The organism is Pullulanibacillus pueri (assembly GCF_014639255.1).
In the GTDB taxonomy this organism is placed as follows: domain Bacteria; phylum Bacillota; class Bacilli; order Bacillales; family Sporolactobacillaceae; genus Pullulanibacillus; species Pullulanibacillus pueri.
Genome location: NZ_BMFV01000033.1, coordinates 29,822 through 54,249 on the forward strand (window position 1 = coordinate 29,822; position 24,428 = coordinate 54,249).

The 24,428-nt window shown below is 38.6% G+C and carries 28 protein-coding genes; 5 read left to right on the forward strand and 23 right to left on the reverse strand.

The features are described from left to right. Window positions 1-28: 28 nt before the first annotated feature. The 4 genes from IEV91_RS17055 to IEV91_RS17070 form a co-directional block, all read right to left on the reverse strand. Complete coding sequence (locus tag IEV91_RS17055) at window positions 29-613, reverse strand: GNAT family N-acetyltransferase (RefSeq protein WP_188498640.1); 585 nt, start codon at window positions 611-613, stop codon at window positions 29-31. 414 nt (window positions 614-1,027) lie between these two features. Continuing rightward, entirely contained in the window at window positions 1,028-1,402 is a 375-nt protein-coding gene (locus tag IEV91_RS17060; RefSeq protein ID WP_188498641.1) for a GntR family transcriptional regulator, read from the reverse strand. Further along, entirely contained in the window at window positions 1,399-2,055 is a 657-nt protein-coding gene (locus tag IEV91_RS17065; protein WP_188498642.1) for an ABC-2 transporter permease, read from the reverse strand. The genes IEV91_RS17060 and IEV91_RS17065 overlap by 4 nt, the downstream gene beginning before the upstream one ends. Then, on the reverse strand, window positions 2,048-2,902 hold the full coding sequence (locus IEV91_RS17070; RefSeq protein WP_188498643.1) for an ABC transporter ATP-binding protein: 855 nt from the start codon (window positions 2,900-2,902) through the stop codon (window positions 2,048-2,050). Before IEV91_RS17070 ends, IEV91_RS17065 begins: the two co-directional genes overlap by 8 nt. An 831-nt stretch (window positions 2,903-3,733) precedes the next feature. Between IEV91_RS17070 and IEV91_RS17075 the strand changes: the two genes are divergently transcribed. Further along, a complete protein-coding gene (locus tag IEV91_RS17075) occupies window positions 3,734-4,105 on the forward strand; it encodes a VOC family protein (RefSeq protein ID WP_188498644.1) in 372 nt (123 codons plus the stop codon). A 206-nt stretch (window positions 4,106-4,311) separates the two neighbouring features. Here IEV91_RS17075 and IEV91_RS17080 read toward each other — a convergent pair whose 3' ends face one another. Together IEV91_RS17080 and IEV91_RS17085 are read right to left on the reverse strand one after the other, a co-directional pair. After that, window positions 4,312-4,461: a hypothetical protein gene (locus IEV91_RS17080; RefSeq protein WP_188498645.1), complete on the reverse strand. Its 150-nt coding sequence runs from the start codon at window positions 4,459-4,461 to the stop codon at window positions 4,312-4,314. Window positions 4,462-4,503: 42 nt separating this feature from the next. Further along, a complete protein-coding gene (locus IEV91_RS17085) occupies window positions 4,504-5,388 on the reverse strand; it encodes a LysR family transcriptional regulator (RefSeq protein WP_188498646.1) in 885 nt (294 codons plus the stop codon). Between the two features lie 129 nt (window positions 5,389-5,517). Here IEV91_RS17085 and IEV91_RS17090 point away from each other — a divergent pair, with 129 nt between their 5' ends. Continuing rightward, window positions 5,518-6,606 (forward strand): NAD(P)H-dependent flavin oxidoreductase, encoded by a 1,089-nt coding sequence (locus tag IEV91_RS17090; protein ID WP_188498647.1) that lies wholly within the window; start codon window positions 5,518-5,520, stop codon window positions 6,604-6,606. 181 nt (window positions 6,607-6,787) lie between these two features. On the opposite strand, the gene IEV91_RS17095 is transcribed toward IEV91_RS17090, so the two are convergent. The 3 genes from IEV91_RS17095 to IEV91_RS17105 form a co-directional block, all read right to left on the reverse strand. Next, the gene (locus IEV91_RS17095; protein ID WP_188498648.1) at window positions 6,788-8,011 is read right to left on the reverse strand and encodes a multidrug effflux MFS transporter; all 1,224 of its coding nucleotides are present in this window, start codon (window positions 8,009-8,011) and stop codon (window positions 6,788-6,790) included. Between the two features lie 499 nt (window positions 8,012-8,510). After that, a complete protein-coding gene (hprK, locus tag IEV91_RS17100) occupies window positions 8,511-9,437 on the reverse strand; it encodes an HPr(Ser) kinase/phosphatase (RefSeq protein ID WP_239541409.1) in 927 nt (308 codons plus the stop codon). A gap of 195 nt (window positions 9,438-9,632) precedes the next feature. Continuing rightward, window positions 9,633-10,058: a GNAT family N-acetyltransferase gene (locus IEV91_RS17105; protein WP_188498649.1), complete on the reverse strand. Its 426-nt coding sequence runs from the start codon at window positions 10,056-10,058 to the stop codon at window positions 9,633-9,635. 218 nt (window positions 10,059-10,276) lie between these two features. Between IEV91_RS17105 and trmL the strand changes: the two genes are divergently transcribed. Continuing rightward, window positions 10,277-10,747, forward strand: coding sequence for a tRNA (uridine(34)/cytosine(34)/5-carboxymethylaminomethyluridine(34)-2'-O)-methyltransferase TrmL (trmL, locus tag IEV91_RS17110; RefSeq protein ID WP_188498650.1), 471 nt, complete (start codon window positions 10,277-10,279; stop codon window positions 10,745-10,747). Window positions 10,748-10,950: 203 nt separating this feature from the next. Here the strand turns inward: trmL and IEV91_RS17115 are convergent, their stop codons facing one another. The 3 genes from IEV91_RS17115 to IEV91_RS17125 all read right to left on the reverse strand — a co-directional run bounded on the left by IEV91_RS17115 (window position 10,951) and on the right by IEV91_RS17125 (window position 13,542). After that, on the reverse strand, window positions 10,951-11,976 hold the full coding sequence (locus IEV91_RS17115) for a DUF4030 domain-containing protein (RefSeq protein ID WP_188498651.1): 1,026 nt from the start codon (window positions 11,974-11,976) through the stop codon (window positions 10,951-10,953). Further along, window positions 11,973-12,488 (reverse strand): sigma-70 family RNA polymerase sigma factor, encoded by a 516-nt coding sequence (locus IEV91_RS17120; protein WP_229745632.1) that lies wholly within the window; start codon window positions 12,486-12,488, stop codon window positions 11,973-11,975. Before IEV91_RS17120 ends, IEV91_RS17115 begins: the two co-directional genes overlap by 4 nt. Window positions 12,489-12,573: 85 nt before the next feature. Then, the gene (locus tag IEV91_RS17125; RefSeq protein WP_188498652.1) at window positions 12,574-13,542 is read right to left on the reverse strand and encodes a helix-turn-helix transcriptional regulator; all 969 of its coding nucleotides are present in this window, start codon (window positions 13,540-13,542) and stop codon (window positions 12,574-12,576) included. Between the two features lie 99 nt (window positions 13,543-13,641). Between IEV91_RS17125 and IEV91_RS17130 the strand changes: the two genes are divergently transcribed. Both IEV91_RS17130 and IEV91_RS17135 read left to right on the forward strand, forming a co-directional pair. Then, the gene (locus IEV91_RS17130) at window positions 13,642-14,121 is read left to right on the forward strand and encodes a GyrI-like domain-containing protein (RefSeq protein ID WP_188498653.1); all 480 of its coding nucleotides are present in this window, start codon (window positions 13,642-13,644) and stop codon (window positions 14,119-14,121) included. Window positions 14,122-14,142: 21 nt separating this feature from the next. After that, on the forward strand, window positions 14,143-14,607 hold the full coding sequence (locus IEV91_RS17135; RefSeq protein WP_188498654.1) for a DUF8821 family protein: 465 nt from the start codon (window positions 14,143-14,145) through the stop codon (window positions 14,605-14,607). Between the two features lie 162 nt (window positions 14,608-14,769). On the opposite strand, the gene IEV91_RS17140 is transcribed toward IEV91_RS17135, so the two are convergent. The 11 genes from IEV91_RS17140 to IEV91_RS17190 all read right to left on the reverse strand — a co-directional run bounded on the left by IEV91_RS17140 (window position 14,770) and on the right by IEV91_RS17190 (window position 24,297). After that, complete coding sequence (locus IEV91_RS17140; RefSeq protein WP_188498655.1) at window positions 14,770-15,363, reverse strand: GNAT family N-acetyltransferase; 594 nt, start codon at window positions 15,361-15,363, stop codon at window positions 14,770-14,772. A gap of 142 nt (window positions 15,364-15,505) precedes the next feature. Then, window positions 15,506-15,946: an SRPBCC family protein gene (locus tag IEV91_RS17145; RefSeq protein WP_188498656.1), complete on the reverse strand. Its 441-nt coding sequence runs from the start codon at window positions 15,944-15,946 to the stop codon at window positions 15,506-15,508. 1,015 nt (window positions 15,947-16,961) lie between these two features. Further along, a complete protein-coding gene (locus tag IEV91_RS17150; protein ID WP_188498657.1) occupies window positions 16,962-17,237 on the reverse strand; it encodes a hypothetical protein in 276 nt (91 codons plus the stop codon). A gap of 5 nt (window positions 17,238-17,242) precedes the next feature. Further along, complete coding sequence (locus IEV91_RS17155) at window positions 17,243-17,635, reverse strand: SHOCT-like domain-containing protein (RefSeq protein ID WP_188498658.1); 393 nt, start codon at window positions 17,633-17,635, stop codon at window positions 17,243-17,245. Window positions 17,636-17,660: 25 nt separating this feature from the next. Continuing rightward, the gene (locus tag IEV91_RS17160; protein ID WP_188498659.1) at window positions 17,661-18,026 is read right to left on the reverse strand and encodes a DUF2089 domain-containing protein; all 366 of its coding nucleotides are present in this window, start codon (window positions 18,024-18,026) and stop codon (window positions 17,661-17,663) included. Between the two features lie 305 nt (window positions 18,027-18,331). Then, window positions 18,332-18,805, reverse strand: coding sequence for a GNAT family N-acetyltransferase (locus tag IEV91_RS17165; RefSeq protein WP_188498660.1), 474 nt, complete (start codon window positions 18,803-18,805; stop codon window positions 18,332-18,334). 430 nt (window positions 18,806-19,235) lie between these two features. Further along, entirely contained in the window at window positions 19,236-20,246 is a 1,011-nt protein-coding gene (locus IEV91_RS17170) for a tRNA dihydrouridine synthase (RefSeq protein ID WP_188498661.1), read from the reverse strand. A gap of 533 nt (window positions 20,247-20,779) precedes the next feature. Then, window positions 20,780-21,688 (reverse strand): phosphotransferase family protein, encoded by a 909-nt coding sequence (locus tag IEV91_RS17175; protein WP_188498662.1) that lies wholly within the window; start codon window positions 21,686-21,688, stop codon window positions 20,780-20,782. Between the two features lie 221 nt (window positions 21,689-21,909). Then, window positions 21,910-22,827 (reverse strand): aminoglycoside phosphotransferase family protein, encoded by a 918-nt coding sequence (locus IEV91_RS17180; protein ID WP_188498663.1) that lies wholly within the window; start codon window positions 22,825-22,827, stop codon window positions 21,910-21,912. A gap of 40 nt (window positions 22,828-22,867) precedes the next feature. Continuing rightward, the gene (gene ant(6) / locus IEV91_RS17185) at window positions 22,868-23,725 is read right to left on the reverse strand and encodes an aminoglycoside 6-adenylyltransferase (RefSeq protein WP_188498664.1); all 858 of its coding nucleotides are present in this window, start codon (window positions 23,723-23,725) and stop codon (window positions 22,868-22,870) included. A gap of 353 nt (window positions 23,726-24,078) precedes the next feature. Continuing rightward, the gene (locus IEV91_RS17190; RefSeq protein ID WP_188498665.1) at window positions 24,079-24,297 is read right to left on the reverse strand and encodes a hypothetical protein; all 219 of its coding nucleotides are present in this window, start codon (window positions 24,295-24,297) and stop codon (window positions 24,079-24,081) included. Between the last annotated feature and the right edge of the window lie 131 nt (window positions 24,298-24,428).

Below are 24,428 nucleotides of genomic sequence, written 5' to 3' on the forward strand. Positions count from 1 at the left end.
CTCCCTTAGGTTATTATTTTCAAAGCTCTTAGATCTTTCTTTTACTACTCGCTTCACGACATCCTGAATTTAAATAATATACAAGATTATCCGTCCACTCTCCGAACTCATAAATAAACTTCTTTCTGGTGCATTCCAACTCCATTCCTATACTTTCTACTAAATGTATGGAAGGAAAATTATCAACATTTATATGAGCTTCAATTCGATGGAAGTTGAGAAGATCAAAGGCAATATTAAGTGTTTCTCCTACCGCTTCTTTACCATAGCCCCTTCGCCAATGTTGATTGTGCATTCTATAACCTAGAAGCCCCCACTGGAACTCGTCTCTCATGATTGTTGAAATTTCAACCTTGCCGATATGCTTTCCATCCGACTTTCGAAAAACAGCAAAAACGTACGCTCGGTCCTGATCAGCTAAGTTATGAAGTTTTGTGACAATACCATTGAACTTCGCCTGTGTCCATTCGCTTAAATCTATTTTATCGTCGTCGTATTTATGCTGTTTCGGAAGACAATTTTGATAGCCTTCTATGTAACTTTCATAATCATGATTTTGCAATAACCGTAAAGCTAATCGCTCTGTTTCTGATTGCAGCTTGTCTGTTTTCAATAGGACATCTCCTTAGCATTGAATATTTTCCAGTAGCAAAACCCTTTGCTTTTGGATTATATGCCATAAGCTATCACACCTTTCAATCATTAATGAAACAGTTTAATGAGATGTAAAGAGGTCCTGTTTATTCAGTCTCTCACTTGATACAATATTCTTACAATAGCTCTATATTGTCAAAGACAAAAAGGAGATAAAAGAGAAAAACCCCTGAAAGTTGTGAACAAGGCTGCTCCACAACATCAGGGATTTTGAGGAATAAACTATGAAAATCAGAATCTAAATATAAAGGACTTCATTTTTGAGCAAGGGAGTCTTGGAACTTAAGGATCGGGGCAATTCTCACTGATTTCAATGGAAAGGAGTATCTCTCCCCCACCTCAAAACACATTTAGAATTTAGTCCCACAACAGCTTATTCAAAGTCATAAGCCTGCTTCAAGAGCTCTATCATTTCTTCTAGTGTGAGACCAAAAGATTTGTAATATGAAAGATCATTCACCATTTGCTTTAGGACCATTTCGTTGCGTAATTTTACCATTTCATCAGATGAGAATTCGGCTACAAAACAGCCTTTACCCGTGATGGTATTGATCAATCCTAATCGTTCGAGTTCTTCCCAAGCTTTCTTTACAGTGATGATACTGACTCCAAGCTCCTTGGCCGCTTGTCGGATCGGTGGCAAGCCATAGCCACTTTCTAAATCGCCTTTTAAAATTTGGGCGCTGATTTGTTCAAAAAGCTGCTGATAAATTGGCTTTTCAGAGGTGTTCGAAATCGCTATATTCATTTTATCTCTACTTGCCGGAAGCGCTTGAGTGCCATTTTATAGGCGACCACATTAAAGGCAATAAATATTACGATTCCCACGATCAAAATAGAGGCTTGAAGCACATTATTATCAGCACCGCTCCCATTAAAAACATCTGATACAAAATCATTTTGGATGCCAAGCCACTGGGCAATTCCAGCAAAAACCATAGTGGCGGTGATAGCACCCCATGCTGCCGGTCCATGTTTATAAGCCGTCTTGTAAAACATGGGAATAAAGATCACATTAAAGATCGCCAGCATAACAAAACAGAGTCCCCAAAAACCCATGTGTGGCGCGAAGAAATAATAGTTCACATTTGGATATATGCGGAGCGTTATCATACCATAGATCATGGCAATCACAATATGCATCAATTCTAGAAGAACAATAACAAACAGTCTTGCTTTCACCATATCTTTTCGAGTGACAGGCATCATAGTAGTAAATATTAAATCATTCTGAGTTCTATATCCGCTAAACATATTTGGTATTGTTATCCAACAAAAATACAGTGGAACAATAAAGTAGATCCAGCCAGGAACAAGCATTAAAGCGCCTATCAGAAAGGGAAACACAAAAAACATAGGATTAACGCCTAATTTTAAATCCTTAATCACTAAGTTATACATACATATCCTCCCTTTTTGCGAAATAAATCATAATTTCCTCGAGACTCGGCGTGGTTGCTTTAATATCAGAAGAGGAATCAAAATCTCTAGCATGAATCAATCCCGTAAAGCCGAATGAATTTACTTTGTAGGCAATTAATTTTTCTCTCACCTGACTCAACTGGGTTTCACTACCGTTCAACAGGCGATACGATTCCATAAATTCTTCCTTTTCGGCGCTCTGAATAATTTTCCCGTTTTCGATAAAGGTTATAAAATCCGCGCATTTCTCCAAGTCAGATGTAATATGTGTAGAGAAAAAAATACTGATCTCTCCATCCATTACGAGTTCTTGAAAAATATCTAACAGATCATCTCTAGCGACCGGATCGAGTCCGCTTGTCGGTTCGTCGAGAATGAGAAGCTTTGCCCCATGAGATAAGGCCAGTGCCAAATTGTATTTGACCCTCATTCCCGTTGATAAGTCGATGATTTTCTTGTTTTCATCCAATTTAAATCTGCGCAAGTAGTTATAATAGGTTTCATCATCCCAATGGGTGTAAAATTTCTTAATCACATCAGTCAATGTCTTCATTTTGCTTCGTGTATAAAAGTCAATATCTCCAAAGGCATAGCCGATATCCTGCTTCAATTCAATCTCATGTTCAGCAATATTCTTGCCAAAAATATGAACCTCACCACTGTCGGGGCGAATCATGTTTAAAATGGATTTGATCGTCGTCGTTTTCCCTGCGCCATTGGCACCGATAAAGCCCATAATATAACCTTTTTCCAGTTGAAACGATACATTCTCCAACCCAAAATTTTGGTAGCTTTTATTTAAATGTCGAACATCTAAGGCCAGCATAGTGGACCTCCTTAATTAATTGTGTATATCGTATATGCACAATATACACCGGTGTGATTATAAAGTCAATCCCTCCAGCGCACAAAAAAATTAAAACTCTTTATGAGGCCAGCCTGCGAAAGGACGAAAATAACCATATACCTACTTCCGAAGGTCATTAGAAAACTTGGCTTCCGCTAAATCCTTATCAGAGAAGACAAATTTTTCTACCGATCTCTTTATTGCTTTGACAGCTTTCTTATTCTTTTAGAAAAACCGGGCGAAAATGAACTGCATGCCCGGTCCTCATTCAGTTGAGCATTAAACCAAAAGGCAACGTAATATCAAGTGGATTGGAGCTGAAGACGCTCTGGCTCCTTCGGGAACAGCACGTGTCCGAAGATCCACTTGGGAAACTCGATTATCATCCCAAGTTAGCTGAGGCCACTAAGGACGATCGGCTAAAAACGTCACGTCCTGTGACAACGCCGACCCTACCCACATCAAAAAATCGTAAAACACGATTTTTCTGCGAGGATTATTCTCTTAGCAGCTTTCCTTAGTCGTGTGGGCATGAGGAAAGCGAGCGTTCTGAAGCGTAAATCCACACCACATCATCCTGATGACCAGAAATTTTCTTTACTGATGACGTTATAAAAAAGCAAAGTATTATTTTCATGAAGACAATAATACTTTGCATAATGAATAAGTATCAAATAGTAATGAACCGGAGCAACGAAAGCCTAACTAGGTCTTTCTTTGAAAAAGAGTATGGGAAAAATTTTATTGTGCAAATCCTATGGCGCATTGTATGGTTACATCAAGCCTGATCAAAAGATTGGAGGAATACTAATGGATTCAAACTCATTCGTGGCCATCCTTCCCAGTAATGATATTGACGCAAGTGAAGCCTTTTACGCGAAACTCGGATTCAAGATCAATGGAGGAGGAGAACCAGACTACCGCATACTATCGGATGGGAAAGGAGCCCGCATTCATCTAACACAGGCTGTGGAGGGTTGGCTCATCCCAGGCCGAAATCCGTTTGGAGTGTACCTTTATAGCGAGAATGTCGATGCGTTGGCTAAAGCATTTGGAGTTACTCCTGAAAATAAACCTTGGGGCATGTATGAATTTGCCTTGTCGGATCCAGATGAAACACTCGTCCGTATCGGTGGCCCACTAAGCGACTTTAGAAAACTTGACTCCTCCGAGCCTAAATAGCAAAAGCCAAAGTTGTCCTTATAAAGGTCTTTCCATTGAGTTGTAAATTCCTCCATTACAGGGAAATGAACATCAGCGAGGGGTCCTGGTGACCATTTTTCTTTAGAATCTGAAAAATCGGGCTTCAGTGCGGCCCCTTGGTGACCATTTTTCAAAGAAACCTGAAAATCGGGCTTCACAAAGGCTCCTTGGTGACCGTTTTTCATTTAAATCTGAAAATCGGGCATCAGAAAGGCTCCCTGGTGACCGTTTTTCATTAGAGTCTGGAAAACGGGCATCAGCATGGCCCCTTGGTGACCGTTTTTCATTAAAATTTGGAAAACGGGCATCAGAAGGGCCACATCGTTCACCATCATGGCCCTTCCGCTTTTTCCCCTGATTCCCTTGCCGCTTGCAGTTTATAAAGGAATATTTAGACCTGCAGCTGAATCGATAACTTTAATAAATTCATGGAATGCAGAGGTTTTCACAATCTCCCTATGATTAATAAACTTAGTAGAAATCGTACTGACTTCTCCTGGCAGGCGCATCTGTTGAATATGATCATTTTTGCACAACTGATCAGCTACCGATTTTGTTAACAGCGAAATACCTAATCCAGCTTTAACACAGCCTATGACACCATCCAAAGTGTTTAACTCCATCATTCTTGCATGCCGAATCCCTTTGGACCTCAACCATGTTTCAAAGACCTCTCTATAAAAGCAACCCGACTTAAAGACGATAATCGTTTGATCTTTCAATTGGTCAAACTCTAGGCTCGAAAGGCTATTTTCCTTTGAAACGAGAATGAGTTGCTCCGCAAACACTTCAGTCACTTCCAACTCTGGATGATTAACTCCACCTGCAACAAAGGCGCCTTCAATGTTGCGATCCAAAGTCGCCTTGATCAGTTCCTCTGTCGTCCCAGTTTGGAGCGACAATTCAACCTGTGGATAGTGATCGTGATAAGTTGATAAAATATCGGGTAAGCGTGTCGCCGCAGTTGTCTCCATAGACCCTAAAGATAAAGTGCCACTCGGGACTCCAGAGGTTTTTAACGTTTTTTCAGCCTCATCCATCAAATGAAGTATCTGTTCCGCATAAGATAACAAGACTCTACCCGGAGACGTTAACGTGACCCCATGCTTGTGGCGATAAAACAGCTTTGTTTCATATTTTTGTTCTAATCGCTTCATTTTTGCTGTGACATTAGATTGAACAAAATTTAAGTTCACAGCTGTTTTTGTGATATTCCCTTCGTTTGCCACTTCCCTAAAGACGCGCAGATCTTCAAGATTCATGTCTAGACCCCCTTAACGCTTTAAATATCATTATTTTTGATGATAACTACCAAAAACCATCATTTTACAAGATATTTTACTCCATTTATAGTGTAAGTAAAGGATTTGAAGATACCGAGGAGGATTAATATGTGGTATGACAATAGAGTGACCCAAGGTTTAAGAATTCAATATCCAATAATTCAAGCAGGAATGGCTGGTGGGATCACCACACCTGAGCTTGTGGCAACCGTTTCCAATGCCGGTGGTCTTGGCACTCTCGGAGCTGGCTATATGAGCCCCGAACACATGCGGGCGGACATTCGAAAAATCAAACAGCTCACGACCAAGCCCTTTGGTGTGAACTTATTCATCCCGGAAATACCAGACATGTCCGATAAAGAAATTGCCAAGGCAAACGAGTGGCTTCAGCCTGTCCGAGAGACCTTAGGTTTACCGGAAAAACCAGAGGTGGAAAAACCAACCGCTTCCCTTTTCCAAGAACAAATAGACATCATTATTGAAGAAAATGTGCCCGTATGCAGTTTTACCTTTGGCATCCCATCAAAAGAAACAGTCCAGCGACTAAAAATGCGAGAGATTGTGGTCATTGGAACTGCAACGAGTGTAAAAGAAGCCATCGTCAATGAGGAAAACGGAATGGATATGGTGGTTGTCCAGGGAAGTGAAGCCGGAGGCCATCGTGGCACCTTTATGGGCTCTTTTGAACAAGCCATGATTGGAACAATGGCCCTTGTCCCACAAACAGTGGACCATGTCACCATTCCAGTGATTGCAGCAGGTGGTATTATGGACGGGAGAGGTATTCTGGCTGCTATGGTATTGGGAGCCCAAGCGGTTCAAATGGGTACAGCCTTCGTCACCAGCCTAGAAAGTGGCGCACAAAATCCACATAAAGAAGCGATATTGACAAGCAGTGAAGATCAATTGGTTGTGACTTCAACATTTAGTGGAAAACCAGCAAGAGGCATTCGAAATGCCTTCATAACCAGAATGGCTAAACATGAAAAAGAGCTTCCTCCGTACCCCATTCAAAACACATTAACAAAAGCGATCCGAAGTGAAGCCGCTAAACAAAATCGACCTGAATGGATGTCCTTATGGTGTGGGCAAAATCCGCGCTTAAGCAAGCCATTACCAGCAGGTGAACTGATCGCCGACCTCGTGGCTCAAGTGGAACAGCTTATCAAAAGCAGTAGAAAAGGATGGGAGTCATGAGTCCCTTCTCTGTTCTTCTATCCGGAATGGTCTCTTTAATGATTGCGATGGGCATTGGCAGGTTTGCTTACACGCCCATTAATAAAAGGCCCCTGACATCGGAAGTCTTTATGTTCACGATATCAGGGTTCTATTTTTCTACTCATCTATTGATTCCAAGCCGTAAAACTTAATGTGCGCGTTATTGATACAGCTTTTTTGTCGTTTTTACTTTTAATCTCGCGCCTCGGACCAATAGGAAATAGGATAAAAACGCCAAAAAGCTTGCTGAGAAAATCACAATACCCATTGGAATGGCTGTATATTCACCGCCCACTCCAACAAGTGGCGCGGTTAAAGAACCGAGTAAAAAGGGTAACAACCCTAATAAAGCTGATGCACTTCCTGCAATATGCCCCTTGGTTTCCATAGCCAAAGAAAATGACGATGTGCCAATAATACTAATACACGTTACCAAAAAGAAAATGGGAATGGCCACAGCCACTAATGGTGCCTTTAGAAAAAGAGCGACAAGTAATAATACAGCAGCTAAGTTGGAGATAAGTAAACCAACCTTTAAAAACGTTTTCTCAGGAATAACATCAGTGAGGCGCCCCACGAGCTGCGTTCCTATGATTAAACCTAAACCATTGACTCCGAATAATAAACTAAAGACTTGAGGTGATACACCATAAATATTTTGATAGACAAAAGATATCCCCGATACATAAGCAAAAATTCCTGCAGAAGTAAACCCTTGTGTGAAGGCATAACCTGCAAATTCGCGGTCCTTTAATAAAGAAACAAAATTGCTAACGACTTGTTTAAAATTGCTTGGGATACGTTTTTCAGTGGGTAATGTTTCTTCTAATTTCCATGAAACTATGGAAGTTAAAACAATACCAACGCAAGCTAGGACAAGGAAAACGCCTTTCCAATTGGCAAAAGTGAGGATTGCCCCTCCCATTATTGGCGCAACAATCGGACCAAGATTCCCGACTAACATCAACAGCGCAAAGAATTGCGTTAAATCCTTTCCACTATAGAGATCGCGAACAATCGCTCTTGAAATGACAAGACCACCAGCGGCTGCAAAGCCTTGTATGAAACGAGAAACAATTAACGTATAAATATTAGGTGCAACTGCACAAATGAACGATGACACTAGATACAAGCTGAGAAAAATAATCAGCGGCTTGCGCCGACCCTTTACGTCACTCATTGGTCCTATAACTAATTGCCCCAATCCTAAACCAAGCAAGCACGTCGTTAAACTAATTTGTACTAAAGAAGCATTTGTATGCAATTCCTTTACAATCGTCGGAAATGAGGGCAAGTATGTATCAATGGTAAATGGCCCTAAAAGTGAAAGTGATCCCAACAGTAAAGCTAATTGTAATCGTTTAGCCTTTGACAATGTGTTCAATTTTCTATCGCCTTTCTACACAGAATTTTGTATTAATTACCGTTCCAGGGTGCCTGCTTTACATAAGTCAACATGTTTGCCTGCTTCACGCAGGACTTCTCGTCCCCCACTCCAATTAACTAGAAACTTATGCTGAGCCATTGTTAACAGGAACCCTCTTGCGCCATCTATTTCTTAAAATCACTAAAGAAGAAAAGAACAAAGTGCCACTCTAAATAGTGTATTACTTCAGTAAAGAATTTTCACTAAATATGCAATATTATATTTTTCATTTTTCTTACCCTTGATAATTTATTCCTGCATGGCCATCCTTAGATGAATTTAGAGCATGAACAGATATACCTGTGATATGAAAAGGCGAAGACGCCAACCTAACTTAAAATCAAAAAGGCTTCCTAAAACCTAAGTTTTAAGGAAAGCCAAAAAAAGTTACAAAAAATGTGTTGTTAAAAAGTTTTCCCGCTCCGCCTTATTAGAGGCTGGGACAATAAACCTGTCCCTATGTCCCTTCTTCCTCTATTCGGTTCATAAAGTCTGAGGCGGCGCTGTAGCCTTGTTGTCGTAAATACCAGTTGTTTGCAGCGGCTTCAATTAATCCAGCGACGTCTCGCCCGGGCTGAAGTTGTATTTCTATTGAAGGCACTTTAACACCTAGATATTCCTTGAATTCAGGGTGCTGCTCTAATTCATTGTTCAACGAATCTTTTTGCCATCGGGTTAATTTAATATCGAGTGAAATGCGTGTTTCATTTTGAAAAGCCTTCAGCCCGTATGAACGGACAACATTAATTAATCCGATGCTTCGAAGTGCCAAAAATTCTTTTGTTTTTTCATCGTGTGTCCCTAAAAGGGTTTGTGGACTAAGCTTCTTTAGTTTGACGATATCATCAGCTACCAGTCGATGCCCTCTACCAATAAGCGTATGCGCTGTTTCACTTTTCCCTACTCCAGAATCTCCTCGCAGGAGAATGCCCATCCCAAACACATTTAAACAAACGCCATGAATAAAGGTTTCTTCTGCTAATTTATTGATTAAATAGGTATCTAGTTTTGTGATATATTCTGATGTCGTTTCAGGGATCTCCGTGACTAACAGTGGAATACCTTCTTCATTACAATGATGCCTTAAATAGGTCAGCCCATCTTCACCCGTCGTCACGATAAAGCAAGGGGGATGATAATGAACAATATTCCCAATACGGATTTTACGTTCCTCTTTCGTTTGTTTATGTAAAAAGTTGATTTCCTTTCTCCCTAAAATTTGAATGCGTTCAGTTGGAAAGAAATCAAAATGACCCACAAATTCTAAACCCGGTCGGTGCACACGAGGTTGAGTAATCGATTTTTGTAGATGGTCCTGACCCGCTAATACTTTCAATGAAAACTGCTGGACTAAGTCTTCAACGCTTATTTTATTCACTCTCATAATCACCGCAATCCTATTATTATAGTTTTAAATTATACACTGAAAGATATTGAATCATCATGACCTTATATGAAATTTTTATAAACGTTTCAAAGTCATTGTAAAGTTTCCCTGTAAAAGAAAAAGCATCACAAGTAGATAGATATACTTGCTGCCTTCGTCAGTCTTTCTTATCTTATTTAAAAGCAACTTCCCTTAATCAAAATGTTTTTTAAAATAGGTTGCAGATTCACTATACCCAATGGATTTATAAAACTGACTGGCCCTTCTCGTCGCTAGTGCAATTAATTTAGAGCCACGTTCTTTTGAAAGCTGCTCTGCTGCTTCCATCAAATGTCTCCCCACATGCTGCCCTCTATGTTTTTCCATTACAAAAAGCTCCTCAACCCAACTGATATTGCCATTGGCATAAAAAGCAGGATGATGAAGTACAAAGACGTATCCAATCAGTTTTTGGTCCCTTTCAGCAACAATAACATCAACATTGATGTCTATAATCAGGGCATTAAAAACATTTGAAAAATCATCTTGATTAACATAAAAGCTCATAGCTAAACACTTTGCAAGGACATATAATGCTTCCTTATCACTATTTCTTGCCTTTCTATAATGTGTTATCATATCGCTCTGCTCTACTCTTCTCAACTCATCTCACCCACTTCTATAAAGTTATAAAAATTATAATATTATTGCGAATATAAAACAAATCATTTTAGAGGCTTTATGTATTCTTCTCCATAGGACACTTTTATTCAGATACCTCCCCGTTATCTTTCGTACATCTCCTCATCATCACTATGCTATAATTTGAGAGTAAATAATAATTGAGGTGACCACTCTTGGCAATACATGTTGTACTATATCAACCTGAAATTCCATCTAATACTATAAATATTGCACGCACGTGTGCGGCTACAGATACAGCCTTGCATTTAATCCGACCGCTCGGCTTTTCAACCGATGAAGAAATGATCAAACAAGCAGGTATCGATTACTGGGAGTTTGTTAACTTATCGTATTATGACTCATTAGATGACTTTTTTTCCAAAAATCAAGGAGAGTTCTATTATATTGAGACCTTTGGTGAAAAGGTACATTCAGCCTTTGATTTTAGTGATCAATCGATAGAGCATTATTTTATGTTCGGCAGTGAAACAACGGGCCTACCTAAAAACTTGCTAGAAAAAAATGAGGATCACTTTCTGAGAATCCCTATGAGTGAACATGTGCGTTCACTGAACCTTTCAAACACAGCGGCTATATTGGTGTATGAGGCTTTGAGCCAACAGGGTTTTCCCAATTTAAAGTAAAGAAAACGACCGAATAGCAAGCTTTTTGCGGAGAAGCAAGGAGAAGTTCTGACCACTGTGTTTGCTCTCCAAAGAACGGCGTTTGCCATGACGACTTTTTTTTATGACATCTATGCTGGACACAAAGATCCTTCATGCTTTCTTCCAAATTGGAGCCACCCGTGTGACCGGGTGGCTCTGATTCACTTCTCCTATAGTTACTTTTAATTAATCTTTGTCCCTCCCTTACTATATATGATGAGTTTATACGTTTTACCGTCCAAGATTTTGGAAACATCATCTGACTTAAGATATTGCTGAATGGCTGACTCTAAGTGATGAGTATATGCTTTAACATTGGGATCGGAACTTGATACGGCTGTATAAACCATAAACTGCAATGGATGGTTCTTGTATCCTGTCCCAGTCACTTTGTAATCCTTTTTAGATATTAAGATTTCGTTTAAGTCAGAAAGAACTGTTGAAGCTGGATCCGTCTTAGAAACACTCATACCCATAACATTAATCACATAGCCTGAATACCCTTCTTTAAACTCAGACATTGCTCTGATTTGCTTCGGTATAGCCTTTCTCGCCTTTTTAAAATCTCCTTTAAAATCATTCAAATCCAACGTAATATCTATCATTTTTCGATTCTCATCAACAGAAACAGATCCGGGATAATCCAATTGTTTTAATTTGGTGGAAACAAGCTTTGCAAGCGGTGTGTTCTCTTGGTTCTGTCCGTTATTTATTTCGTCATCCTCTAATTTCTTAGAGCTATTACTAACACTTATTGAAAAAGCGTCGTAGCCTTTAGCGTCTAAGATGTTTTGCGTCTCCTTTTTCACCGCTGCTTTTACTTCACTCATGTACGCTGCCGAACCATCAATATGAATATATAATTTTTTGGGATTTACACTGTAGCCTACTGAATCGACTTTATATCCTTTTTCTTTCAGTTTACTTTGAACAACACTGATAATCCTCTCTGAATCCGGATGATACATTAATTTTATGATGGGGATTTTTGAAGCCACTTTGGCCATTGCGGGAGAGACAAAGGTGGAGCTAATAAAGAGTCCAATGAGCAAAATAGCCACTCCAGATACGGTTATCCATTTTAAGTCTATACTCTTCTCTTTTTTGCCTGCCTTCTTAAACGTTTTCTCTACCAATATATCTAACTCGTCTTGAGGAACTTGAATCTTGTCAATTTCTTCTTTAAAGTAATTTGACCACGCACTCATTTGATATCCTCCTTTAAATCAACCTTTAACTCTCCCATCCCTCTATGTAAATAAGATTTGACTGTGCCTTCTGGATAATGCAACGTCTCAGCTATTTGTTTTATCGTGAAGTCCCTATAGTACCTTAGAATAATCACCGATTTGTAAGGTTCCTTTAATCGCTGTATCGCATTCACTAAATCAATTTTTTCTTCAAGAGACACACTTTCTCTGTCATTTGATTTCTCGATGGTCTCTAAAAGTTGGACCCGATTCTTTTGGTTAATAAAATCTAAGGCGGTATTGATCAAGATCTTGGTAATCCAAGTTGAAAAATACTGTGGCTCTTTTAATGTTTCCTTGCCTCGAAAAGCTTTAAATAGGGTTTCTTGAACAATTTCAAGCGCATCATTCTTATCCTTCAAATAAAGAAAAGCGATTCGGTAAAGCTTATTCTTTTCTTGCCGTATTAGCTCCTCAAAGGTCCTCTCCATTTTATCTTTTGGAGGTTTTACTTTTCTCCGAAAGGCCACAAATCTTCTCCTCCTTTCACATTCTATTGGTTAGACCTAGCAAGCCATCAAAACGTTGCAATTTTTTTACTTAATAACACAAAATTTAACCCTTTGGGCCGTATAAGTTTAACCTCTCAAGTAAACCTTTCAAAACCTCTTCTGGCACTTCCCTGACCTCGATATCTTCACCGAGGAAAAGCAGCCAATTTGTAATTTCAGTCAATTCCTCTGGATTATTCACATTGATAAACATCTTTAAAATGGCGGTGGCTTGATAAGGATCGGTGTAGGAAATGGAAACCTTTAAAGGATGGTATTTTTTGAACTGGGCGATTGCTTTTGGACCGAGTTCAAGGACAAGGTTGATCGCCTCTTCTTGCTTATTTAGTTTTTCTAACATCTTTTTCTTACTTAATCTTTTTTTGGTCGGGAAGGGTTCGACATGAATAAGATGATCAACGGGAAAAATCATCTTCTTTTCCTCGTTTAAGTGAAAGCCTTCGATCAGCCACATACTTTTTTCCTTGTAAAGGTGCAAGAGATAAAGAGGAAACGACTGAGTTCCCCTCTCGGCTTCGATGATCACGAGCAAATAGCGATCTGAAAGCAGTGCTTGGATGAGTTCTTCTAACATGGGGTGAGGAAGATCTGACAACTCGAGCAGATCGGGATTATTGGGGTTAGTCCCCTCAAAAAGCAAAACCTCATTTAAAATGAGCAGATCCTCTTGCTGATTTTCTGAAATAAGGCCCAGTAATTTTTCCGCCAAAGACTGGCGACTCTTGAGATAAGGGAGCTGTTGATTTCGTGTGGCCATAAAGGCAATAAAAAGAGCTTTAAGCTCATTATCTGTGAAATGAACATCAGGTAGGACAGCGTTCCGCATGACGAAATAGCCCCCGTCCCGCCCAACTTCAGCGACAAGCGGCATACCCATGGCCTCTATTTCTCGAATGTCTCTTATCGCTGTTGAACGCGAGATATTAAATTCTCTCATGATTTCAGAAATGGTAAAGTGGGCACGATTGTTGATATAGCGCATAATGGTATTAATTCGTTCAATTTTTTTCATCGGAACTCCTAAACAGTATCATTTTTTGACATGATTTAAAGCTATCATATAATTATCAAAGGAAGAACACAACTTTTACTTAAAGAAAGGGTTGGAAAAATGACGGATTATACTTTAGAAGAAAAAGACGGCTTTACCGTTTTAGGTTTTGGTACCGAGCTTAAAAGCGACTACACAGACTTTGCTGGCATAAGTAAGGAAAAGGCAGACTTTTGGCGGACTATCAAAGAGGACGGAACGCTTGACACTTTAAAAGCGGTAGCCACCAATGACTACATTTTTGCCGTCAACGAAGCGGTAAATAACAAGATGATGCATTATGCTGGGGTCATGACAGATACATCATTACCAGAGGCCACTAGAGTGATCCAATTTCCTAAGGGGGAATACCTCGTGGTTAAAGGTGAAGCGAAGACCCCAGATGAGTTGAGCGATACACTGACTGGTATCGCCTTTGGTCAAGCCCTACCCGAAGCAAAGGAAGTTGCCTATGTGGGTGGACCTAATACAACGGTTGAGATCGAGCAACGCGACGGTTTAGTATACGGTGAAATGTGGATTCCTGTTGTGAGGAAATAAGAGATAAAAGGAGTAGTGGGAATGTCCTATACCGTTGATTTTAAAAATGTGTCTACAGTAGGTCTAGAATCTTCACCAGTAGCAGAAGCACTTGCGGGGTTACGCGCGAATGAAGCCCGGTATTTTATGAATAAATACAAGCATGAATTTACAGTAGTACCGGCGAGCGAAAGCCAGGAGACCCTTGACTATGTCAATCACATCTTGAAGGAAGAACGCGAGATTGAATTTGCCGCCAAACCTCTAGAAACATCACGCTTTCAAGTGGAAAATATCAAATTTGCCTACGTCTTTTATGAGGATGGTCTTGGGATCAACGTCATGTACACAGTTGATGACCCTAAGAAACGAGCCGTTGGTTTCAAGCTGTCTGAGGGGATGGACGTTCCAAAAGAGTTAGAAGGCAAGTTTAAGTTTGCTCGTCAGAAATCAAAACTCGCAGGCACCATCCGAGGCTCGTTTTTTGTTATTAAAGGAGATTATTAGAGGAAGTCAACACAATTTATGGGAACCAATTATGAGTGATCGTCATTTACACTCTAGTAAAAATTATTTTCACTTGTAGAAAATCTAATGGATGCGGACATATTCCTTGCTAAATTCTATTTTGCTAATAAGGAGTTAAGCAGGGGTATAGACGCATCTTTATTAATATTCCTTCGCTAATAAATCTATTAACCTTTGTTTCACTGAGTCCCATTCACTATCAATAATACTGTAAAAAATATTGTCGTGAATGCTGCCATCTGCCTTTACTCTATGTTTACGAAAGGTCCCCTCTTTTGTTGCCCCTATGCGTTCAACCGCTTTTTGAGAACGCAAATTTTGTCCACTCACTGAAAATTGGACACGAATGACCTTCAAGTCTTCAAAACAATACTTAAGTAATAAAAATTTGCACTCGGTATTGACCTTTGTTCTCCAAACTTCTGGTGATAGCCACGTCCATCCTATTTCAACATTTCGATTGACTCTATCAATATCACCAATACGGGTTGTCCCTACGACTTGACCTGTCACCTTATCCATAATAATAAAAGGGATTTGTTTACCTTCCTTTTTACTCTCAACAGCCGTGATTAATAGTTGTTCCAAATCATCCACCGTATTAACTTCTCGCCAAGTATACTTCCATACTTCAGGACTTTGTAAAGCCTCAAACAATGATTCCTTATATGTGATATCAAGAGGAATGAGCGAAACCGTACTTCCTTCTAGAGTTATCTCTTTATTCATTGCCATCGTTGTTTCCTCCCTTTCTGCCTCAATAGCCAACGAGCAACAGTATCTATAAATGCCGTACGATTATGTGTTTCTCCTCTTTGAAGGAACCCTACGCGTTTAACACCTATGTAGATGATGAATAGTCAGGCATTGCACTTAACTAATGAATTAATGACGCTCTTAATGTATTCACGCCATTTTCCAAGTATCCTTTTAAACACGTTAGTGTATACACCCAACCTTCTTTTTGTCCCATCATTTTGTTTACGATTTCTGGGTCATCTTCTTTCAAACCTGATTCATTTACTTCTATAATCGTGGTCGAATGATCCAACTCAATGAGTTTTATATTAACAACAGTTTCTTGCCCGTCTTCTCCCCACGAGAATACGATTTCCTTATTTTCAACTACTTTTAATACCTTAATATCTCCTTGAGCATTGTATTCATCATAGCTCAAGGTAATGATTTTCCCTTGTTCCCAACCTTCAGAGCTCCTTGAGAACCAGAAGTTCCCGATTTTTTCAGGATTCACTATCGCTTCAAAAACATCACTTGCTGGCTTTAATATTTTCATTTTCGTAGAGACTTGAGTGTTCATATAAAACAACTCCTTGTTAATATTTATAATGTTAATAATATTCAAGCAACAATCCTGAGTAATAAAGTCTTATTTTAAAGGAAAGAGAAATAGCCCCTCGAAGTGACAACATTAATTTAATGATCTTTGCTTTCTCCCAAAAACAAAAGTCAGCCACAATAAAAATATTGGGATTAAAGCCACTAATCTCCAACCGTTCTCAGCTCCATTGAAGTAGTACGCTATGGGTAAAAATGCTATAAGACTTACCAGCATCGAAATCCAAGAGGTTTTAAATACACCGTAAATGAAAGTCGCTATTGAAATCACTAATGATATTTGCCATAGGAGTACTATCCAATTAAATGTCCCCATTATACTTCCCCTATAATTTTGTGGATGTCATCATTAATCCTCATCCGACTTTTAAACCATGAGCTTAATTATAAAATTCACACTCTTTATATTAGATTTTATCACATTATACCCCTATCCTAATAACGAATTTAAAACAGGAAGAACAAGAGATAAAAGAAAAGGCCCCAAAATCGGAAAAAGCATTTTTCACGAAGCTAGGGCTGGTAAGGCAAAATTTATTTGACATAAAAATGTGATTTTCGCAGGAGGAAAAAACAGTTAAACTGTTAGAGGAAGTAAGTCTCATTGAATGACTCACCACTTAACACCTATACGAATGGTTTAAAATCAATAAAAACCACAAAAAATAATCCCTCATGTGCTTTAGCCAGGCCTTGAGGGATTATTTTTCCTTATACGCCTAGCCCCTCTTGATGGGTTAGGTCTATTGTAACCGCCCACGTTCCAGCATGTGGCGGTCTTTATTAGTTATGACTGAATATTTTATCTATAAGCATTATAGCATAATGATAACGTTTATGCATCATGAGCAGTTTTTAAACTAAAGCTTAGTACTGTAACAGAATCGAATAGCCTCGTCATCCATTTCGCCATGTCTTTTTAATATAATCTCTTTTTCAAAGTGATAGGAGATGGGTTCAACACAAGTCCTTATTTATTATAATCTTATAATAACCTCTGTCCCGTTCTTCTCTTTTACTTCCACGATTGTTAATCCTTTATAATAACGGACTGTTTTTAAGAATTCCTTCATTACTTTTTGATCAATCGAGTCTAGGAGGAAGGGCTCTAATTGGCCTTTTCTATCGAGTGACCGATTAATCACTTTATAAAAGACACGTGAAGATATGACACGCCCACCGAATCGCAAGAAGATATATGGAATGGGGAAGGTAAACCGTTTATTGTTTAATTTTAACTTAATTTTAATCATATCGCTCACTCAATAATAACGGAGACATTTTCACCATTTGGGCTTGTTACTTCCACAATTTGTCCAGTCATTTCATTTTCGATAGCTTCTAAGATAAGCTCAATGTCCTGAGAGTTAATATCTTTAATGTATTTAGCAGACTCTGGAATTTTTTCGGCAATGCTTAGCCCTGTTCTTAAACCGACCTTGATTAAACGCACAGGTAAATTTACCTTAACATTATCCCCTTCTTCCGACGAAACACGAATTTTCAATGTTTTATCTAGGTAATCAGAAGAGGGGTTATGAGAAGCTGTTGTCTCTTTTTCATTGAGTACTGCAATGAGTTCAGAGGCCTTTTCAGAATCAATCTTTCCTTCTTGAACCATGGTTATCACTTTTAAAATTTCCTCTTTCATAGTGACAAGCTCCTTTGTTAGTGGATTATAAATCCTTTTTTAGCATTTTTATCGCTTCATCAGGGGTAATTTCCCCAGCTTCTAACATCGAAATAACTTTACTTTCACTCTCTTGACTTTTCTGTTTTGTATACCCAAGACCCTCAACAATGTCATTTAATTTTGCCCGTACAGTGGGATAAGAAATGCCGAGTTCCTTTTCAACTTCTTTTATATTTCCACGGCACTTTAGGAATGTTTCAACAAAGTAAAGCTGTTCTTGGGAAAGAGAGGCGAGTTTCGATAGCTGAAATTCATTTTCAATCGTTGTATGACAGTGGGTACATTGCAATTTAGTAATTGTCAATGCTTCATTGCATACTGGACAAGTCGTAAGCATTGGATAGCTCATAATAACACCCTTCATTATTTTGTTAAAATTATATATAAAAAAATTAATAAAATCAACATCTTTTATTAAAAAAATTAATTTTGTTATTGATATTGTTAATTGTTATTTTGAGCAACTTAACCACCAAGTCCTTATAGGAATATGTCAACATAAAAAAAAGCTCCATTATTAGAAGCCACTTACATTTGTATTGATGTTACCTTTGAGAAAAAGTTTAAATTCTATTCATTTGTTCGCCGATATATCTGTAATCTGACAGTTTAGCAAAATATATTCAAATGTAAAAATAGAAACATACCTTAGATTCACTTGAGTGTGAGAATAAACTCTTCCACATCTTCGCCACGTGCATTCGAAAACCCACTACCCTCACCAGTGAGCATGAATCCACATTTCTTGAGAACTCTGAGAGATCCAATATTGTCTTTTGCTGCGCGAGCATAAAGCGGACGAATTGTAACATATTTTAAAAATTCCTGTAAAGCCTTAGTTGCAATCCCTTTTCCCCAAAATTCCTTTCCAATCCAATAGCTAACCTCTTGCTCCCCAAATTGCTCGAAACTTGAAATATTCCCAACTACAGTTTCTTCGACAAGGATTGTTTGCTTAATAATGTTCTCACTCATAAGAACTTTGTTCCAGTGTGAAATGAAGCCATCCCAATCACTGGGATCTTTACTTGTAAAGGCAGCCATATAATTGGCTTCAGGATTCTGTTGGTAGTTAAAAAAAATACGAAGATCATCCTCAATCACATTCCGAAGTAGTATGTTACTCATCAAAACGCTCCCTTCGTTCTTTACTTCATCATAACAAACGTGTGTTCCTATTTCGACAGATTTTCCGAATAATTCAACATGCTTTAATTATATTGTACTCATATAAAACACAATTGCATTTATACAATGATTTTAAATTGTAGAGTAGAGGTAAAGATAAGAAGTAGGATAAGGGTGATCCATACTTTTTCTCACGTATTTCTTCACTATTATATACGGTGTTTTTTCTTCAATCTTCTATGTGGGATGCCTTTTCATGTTTTTACCCATTAGAAACTTGATTTATCGCTAAGCCATAATGGCAAAAACCAAAGTTGCTCTTATAAGCTCTTCCGAAAAGTTATAACCGCTGATGTTACAAAAAACCCCGAAACCGGAAAAATAACTTTTCACGATCTCAGGGTTGAAAATGATGGACTGTTTTGACACCTTAGTTTTCTGTTAGAGAGTTATACTCTGTGGGACAAGGAACCTGTCCCTCCGTCCCATCCCAGCGATCGAGCAATGTGCGCACTTCGTCTGTAGACTTCGTGTCCATCAACTCATTTCGCAATTCACTCGCCCCTCGAAATCCTTTAACATATATCTTAAAAAAGCGAAGAAGATGTTTGAATGGACGTGGCTCAAATTCCTTTGAATATTTATCATGAAGATCCAGCTGCAATCTTAGGAGCTCAAGGAATTCCTCACTGCCATGCTCTTTCGGCTCTTTTTCAAAGGCAAATGGATTCTTAAAGATACCCCGTCCGATCATGATCCCATCCACGCCATATTGCTGAACAAGCTCCAAACCCGTTTGACGGTCAGGAATATCACCATTGATCGTCAATAGTGTATCAGGTGCTACTTCATCACGAAGTTTCTTAATCTCCGGAATCAGCTCCCAATGGGCATCGAATTTGCTCATCTCCTTTCTTGTCCGCAGATGTATGGAAAGATTCACAATGTCCTGCTTCAATATATGGGTTAGCCACTCTCGCCATTCGTCTACCTTCGTGTAACCTAGCCTTGTCTTCACACTAACAGGTAATCCTCCTGCTTTTGCCGCTTGGATGATGTCGGCAGCGACATCTGGGCGTCGGATAAGGCCGCTTCCCTTCCCTTTGCTTGCCACATTGTGGACCGGACAGCCCATATTAATATCCACGCCACTAAATCCCAGTTCCGCCATACCAATACTCATTTCCCGAAAATGTTCAGGCTGATCTCCCCATATATGGGCCACAATGGGTTGTTCATCTTCTGTAAAAGTTAGGCGCCCACGCACACTTTGCTTCCCCTCTGGATGACAATAACTCACCGTATTCGTAAACTCTGTAAAAAACACATCAGGCCTTGCCGCCTCACTCACAACATGACGAAAAACAACATCCGTCACATCTTCCATAGGTGCAAGTATAAAAAATGGTCGTGGCAAATCACGCCAAAAATTATCGATCATATTCACATTCTCTCCTTACTATATACCAGGTCAAACTTCGTCCAAAAATTCCAAAGCAAAAGCTAATGCTCCTTCTACACTTATAGCAGATTCAAGTACTTTTAATCAAACGATAGTAAATTTCGAACATTATATACTTTACTATGATCAAATAAATGAGGCAAAGAAAATGGAGTAGAAATATCCGTGATATCAAAGAATTGAACAGGAAAGACTGGCACTAAGACGATATGGATATCAATTGAGAGTGATTAACATTTTTTGGTGGAATTCAAACCGTTTGATTTGAGACACCTACTACAAAATGAGCGCGCTGCTTGAAAAAGCAAAGCGTGAACGGTCAACTAAAGTACAAAGCAACACGAGGCCTTGTTAAAAATAAAATATAACAGCCCAGTTTCAAAATAAATTAGGCTATTTCCTATATTTATTATTGGATTCAACTCACCTGTGCCTCTTCTTATTCTCAACACTTCCGAACAGCTAGCATAATAAGAATCCATCTTATATTGGCTAGCTATCTTTGCAAGTGGCTACAAAAAATGATCGATAATTTCATTCAACCTATTGGTTACCCAGTCGATGTCATAGCCCACCTCATGACGAATGACAGTGTTATAGATTTCTTCTAATCCAATCCGAAGCATATAGCAATAAATGATTTCTTTTGTTTGGGTGGTTGTCATATATTGATTTTTTATTTCCTTAATGAGGGGTTGTAGCTTTTCTTCATTCCAAAAAAGGAAATTTGCTTTATCATATAAATGGTCTCCATACATTGACAAGCTCCAATCAATAATGCCTGTGATTTGATTATCCTTTGCCAATAAGTTATATGACCCTAAATCTCCATGAACAATATTTTTATCGCTAAAATGAATACTTTTAATATGGGTCTTCAACTCTTCCATTGCTTTATTTACAACTTCTGAATCCAGCCCTCTTTCTTCTAACACATCCCAACTATAAATGTTGCTGTTATAAACTGCCGTCACAAAATCTAACCAAGTGGGATACGGAGCATGACCTGTACTATCAAAATAACCATACCCACCATGATCATTAGACACTTCAATGGATTCCAATGATTCTAAGGTGTTTAATACAGCAGGGACAATATCGAACAACTGTTGACTGTTGAGGTCAAATAATTTGTCACCTTCTATATATTTGGATATAGAATAGGCCATCCTATCATCTGTCCTGTGAACTTCTAATACACAGCGAACTGGCAATATTGCATTGAACGTTTTAGCAATGAAGCCTTCTTTTTTATAGCTTTCCAAATCACTACCTACTTGAAAAACAAAACGCTGTTCACCTACTTCAAATAAATAAGTTTGTGAAGCCAAACCACCACTTAGTTCTTTAATATAGGTCACATGAGGATAATGTATTTTTATTAAAGCTTTGATTTCATCAAAAGATAATTTCTTATTCATCACAAGCTCTCCTTTTAGAAAACTCGGCTTAGACTTCACCGCTTCGTTAAGTACAGCCTGATGTTCGTGCTTTCGTACTCACATATTAAGGTTTGTTGCCAAGCCTTAATGACGAAATCCAAATTTACCCTTGTAAAATTCTCCATAAAATTATACATGCTGACGATTTCTTCTATTAAAAACCCCTATGCTCTTCCTCCGTGAAAAGTAACTTAAAATGGTTAACCCTTTTCCCAAGCCTCAGCAATAGTTAGCATTTGTAATCCCATGGCTTCCTGACCGGTTTTTATTAGGAACAACCCAGTCGATACTGACTGAATCAATCCCCACTCCCATATCGCCCTGGGATCTACGTCAGTTTTTTCACTTAGAAAGAGGCACCGCTTCCAGCCATTCTTAAGTGGATGATTGGATAAATCATCGAGCCATTCACGCATTAATACTCCAAGATCATAAGCGGGTTCAGCAACCAAACCATCAGGATCTATCAATTTAAACGAGGTGTGAGGTTGTATATTATCCTGTAGTATGTTTCCACTGTGGGCATCCCCATGAATCAATACGGAGGTTTCAATGCTGCTATGAGATAAACGAGAACTTAAGAATTCTAGAGCTTTATCAATTAACTGTCTGGAACATGGACTATTAAGCTCTGCCCAAAGTTCGGGAACAAAATTTGCAAACCAATTTATAACGTCTTTACTTGTTTGTAGTTTATGGTCCTTCGGTATAGATTTTCCCCATGATTTTTTCAGCGTTTTACAAATGATCTCAATCTGAGTTTCCATGGAATAGCCTAGATCTTTTAGAGGAGAACCCAATTTTTCTAATAAAACTCCACGATGATTCAGATCATGATTCAACAATCGGGCATAACCCTCTCCATCAGCAATAGATAAAGCTGCTATTTCCTGTTCGAATACTGTGTTTCCTTCCATTGATGGCATGGATAATTTTAGTATTGCCTGACCTCCACACTCTGTTGTAACCTCAGAAACAAAAGCCTCAGATCCACCATTTAAGCTTGGGCCAATCCGTATTTTCCATCTTTGTTCTAATAACTGAATGACCTCACCTAGATCCCTCAGCCAGTGTTCACCCTCAATACCTAAACTCATCGCTTTTTGTTGAACGGTCATTGGAACGACCATTTGTTTTTTGATATTTACTCCTCTCCCTCTATCCGTTCAGGGACTTATAAATGTTTGTCGTATATTCCGTAATCGCCTCATCATAATCTGGATACCTATACCCAAGGTCCTTCGCTACAGCTTTAGAGTATTTTCTAAATAATTCATAACATGTAAATAAAGCAAGCCACATTTTTGAGTAGTCTTCCTGCGAATATGTTGAAAGAAGTACTTCCCAATCTTCTTTGGGAAGATGGTGATTGATAAATTTATAGTTTTTACCCACGCTGAAGTTAAAGCCTTTTTCTAGTCCAATTTGCCAAGACATCATTCTTAACACATTCGGCCGAACAATCTCATGTAAATGATCCATCGCAAAAAGGATCTCTCTTCGGGCCAATCCTTTGACTACATAGGTTGCAACCCACCAAAATTCATTACAGCAATCATCAAATGCTCTAGCTGTTGGCTTTTGGATCCAATACTTGCGATCACTAGGAATGATATCCTCCTTGATGAGCGAATCTTTATCAAGCAGCAATTCTACTAGTCCATCACTATTAGAAAAATAATCATTCACTTCATTTATCGGAATAAGGGTTAAATCTATGCGATTGCCATCTTCAAATAACATCAGATAAGAAAACCAATTTCCTAAATCTGGTGGAAAAAGCTCCATATCTTCTGGCTTTTGCATGATTAAGCGCTTACCAAAGAAATCGAGCCATTTGTCATTTTCTTTGAATGTGTCCATCTCAGTGACAAAATAAGAAATATCATAATCCTGGAAGGCATCACGGGGAATATTTTTATTTGTACGGGAACCCTCCAATGTCACCAATCGAATGCGATCATCATGCCTAGCAAAGTCTATTGCCATTTTCATCATTTCAGATTCGCTTCTCATTGTATTCATCCTCCAATTATTCGAGTTTTTATCCTTATATTATTTTTTGATAAAGCAAGGAGACAATTAAAAGTGAAACTCCAGAAGATAAGATTCAGACTGTCTTTAGAAGATTATTTGCCCTATTTCCGAATTCCTTTAAATCGCTTAAATAATCATAGGCGTTATTGAAAAGATTATTCAATAGAATAGAACAAACTATAATCTAGGTTAAATGGATAGTAAAGAAACTTAGTTATAACCTTCAACTTCTCTACCAAAAGTTCCTGCTATCCTTAACGATACTCTCTAAATTAGGAAATGACACTTCTCTCTTCAAACCACATCCCCCAAGGAAGCTTATCCCAGCTTCTTTAATCTCTTTGAAACTTCTTCTGAGCCCAAGCATCTAATTTTCGGACCTGTTTTTTACCAATTGTAGCCCCATAAATAATAAGCAGCACAATGACTACAGTAAATATATCGACTTCCCGGTTGACAATAAAGTTAATGATACCCATCGTCACTTGTGGAATCACGCCAGTAATGAAAAATAAAACCGTTCCGATTTTAAACCAAAAATTCGATTGCAACCCATACCTAGCATAAAATAGAAAAAATGTTGAAGACCAGGCCAAAACCTCTAAGCAAATTAAAATGGTTCTAAGTCAAATGTTGGGGTAGGAGTAAAGCTCCTACTCTTTATCCCCACTTAAAAATCTAA